3 protein-coding genes are annotated in these 2231 nt (G+C 49.8%); all 3 read right to left on the bottom strand.

The genetic code is table 11. The annotated features are described in order from the left end of the window. The coding region (locus AC3DOM_RS17610) for a thiol-disulfide oxidoreductase DCC family protein (protein ID WP_487920346.1) at window positions 1-323 on the bottom strand (323 nt) is incomplete at its 3' end. Next, window positions 313-1755, bottom strand: a complete 1443-nt coding sequence (pyk, locus tag AC3DOM_RS17605; protein ID WP_487920345.1) for a pyruvate kinase — start codon at window positions 1753-1755, stop codon at window positions 313-315. The genes AC3DOM_RS17610 and pyk, both read right to left, overlap by 11 nt. 123 nt (window positions 1756-1878) lie before the next feature. After that, window positions 1879-2231: acetyl-CoA hydrolase/transferase C-terminal domain-containing protein (locus tag AC3DOM_RS17600; RefSeq protein WP_487920344.1), on the bottom strand; the 353-nt coding region annotated here is incomplete at its 5' end.

Below are 2231 nucleotides of genomic sequence, written 5' to 3'. Positions count from 1 at the left end.
TTGGCGATCCAATCATATAGAAAATCTCTGAACCTTTTAGGGAAAATACGAAAGAGAACCAGCGCTTTCCAGCCCTTTTCTAACTCACTCGCAATTTCTAAAGCCGCATCGCTTTTTTCAAGAACCTTCCCGTTACGAATGAGCAATATCGATTCAGGATTTTCGATGGAATATCCATTTCTCTCCAGAATGGAAATACCAAATTCTGATTGGGCAGTTGCGAATTTGAAGATATTTTTGAAATCTCTTTTGACAATAAATTGCACTGACCAGTTACATAAATTGCATACCCCATCAAAAATAATGATATTGTTAGTTTTCACCCTCTCCTACCGTATGCAATAAGGCCATATTGGGTGGCTTCATCGACCCAACCGGGAATCCGCAGAGTAGGACCACCTGATCGCCTTGCTCGAAATCATTTTTCAATAAGGCTTCGTCCACATGACCGAGCATCTCTTCCATTGTATTGGCAAAGGGTACCAACTGAGGATAAACTCCCCATAGAAAAGCCATTTTGCGGTAAGTCATCTCATAGGGTGTGAAGGCCAATATCCGCTTGACAGGGCGAATATTAGACACCAGCCAGGCTGTACTCCCCTGGGATGTGAAAACTGCCACCGCGACGACATCTTCGTCGTTTGCCAGCTCACGGGCTGCACGTGACATTGACGCAGCGTCACTTTCGCCCAGGCCGAGTCTCTGCTCCAGCACCGTGCCCCACTCGCCTGAATGCGATTCCGATTCGCAAATGATCCGCTCCATGATCTTGACAGACTCAACCGGATATTCCCCCACAGCCGTCTCAGCCGATAGCATGACAGCATCGGTTCCGTCAAAGACTGCGTTCGCAATATCAGAGGCTTCGGCTCGTGTCGGTAAAGGGCTGTGGATCATCGATTCAAGCATCTGCGTGGCAGTGATCACAATTTTTGCTCGAGCACTGGCTTTGCGGATGATCATTTTTTGGAGTACGGGTACCCGTTCGGGTGGCATCTCCACGCCCAAATCACCGCGGGCCACCATGACCCCATCCACAACATCCAGGATCTTTTCCAGGTTATCAATTGCTTCGGGGCGTTCGAGCTTGGCGATCAACATTGGGGCCGGGATGCCATTTGCAAAGCGTTCCATCTCTTCGCGAACCTGGATCATGTCTTCCGGGGTGCGGACGAAAGAAACCGCGACCGCGTCTACGCTCTGAGCAATGCCGAATGCAAGATCGGCCTTATCTTTGGATGTATATCCGGATATCCGCAATTGGACGCCGGGGAGATTGATACCCTTGTGGGAGGATAGTGCGCCACCCACGAGAACTACCGCTTCCAAAATTCGTCCCTTGACAGATATCACCTTGAGCGAGAGTCGTCCGTCATCGAGCAAAAGTAAATCATCAGCCTGAACAGAGTCGAATAATTCCCGAAAATCGACGGGAATAGATTTGATATTCGACTTTGGCGGATGATCCTCTGTCGCATAAAAGCGGATTATTTCCTCTTCAACGAGCTGCAATGGTGCGGATAATTGCCCAATCCGTATCTTTGGTCCCTGTAAATCCTGCAATATACCCACCGATTTTCCAATTTTTTTGGAAATACTGCGAATTTTGGCTATTCGGGCAGCGTGTTCTTCATGGGTGCCGTGTGAAAAATTTAACCGGGCAACATTCATCCCTGCGGTGATTAATGCTTCCAGTATTTCCTCGCTATCGGAAGCGGGACCAATTGTTGCGACAATTTTTGCTTTACGTTGCATGATTTTCTTTCTTGCTGCTGACCTTGCCCTCCCCCGTCCTCGCTTCGCTGGACTTCCCTCTCCCGCTTTGCGGGAGAGGGGGAGCGAGCGGAGCGATGCGGAGGTGAGGGCAAGGTCAGAAAACTAAATATAATTTAACGCCTGCGCCTCTTTTTTTAGATCTGCCCTGAAATCCGGATGCGCGATTCCGATCAAAGCCTGTGCCCGTTGCCGAATGGTCTTGCCGTATAGATCTGCTACGCCATATTCAGTGACTACATAGTGTACGTGGTTGCGCGTAGTCACGACCCCCGCACCCTGTTTGAGCATCCCGGTGATGCGGCTGAAGCGTTTTCCGCTGCTGGTTGTGGTATCACTAGGCAGCGCAATGATCGGGACACCACCCTTCGAACGGGATGCGCCATAGATAAAATCCAACTGGCCGCCTACGCCACTATAAAGTTTGGGTCCGATACTATCCGCGCAAACCTGTCCGG

Source organism: Candidatus Desulfolinea nitratireducens (assembly GCF_982879505.1).
Note: the sequence above shows the minus strand (reverse complement) of the source record. Positions and strands in the feature narration are given on the sequence as shown.

What these genes read in the sequence shown, in the direction of transcription:
- pyk (WP_487920345.1), bottom strand. Translation starts at nt 1,755, where the DNA reads ATGCAACGTAAAGCAAAAATTGTCGCAACAATTGGTCCCGCTTCCGAT.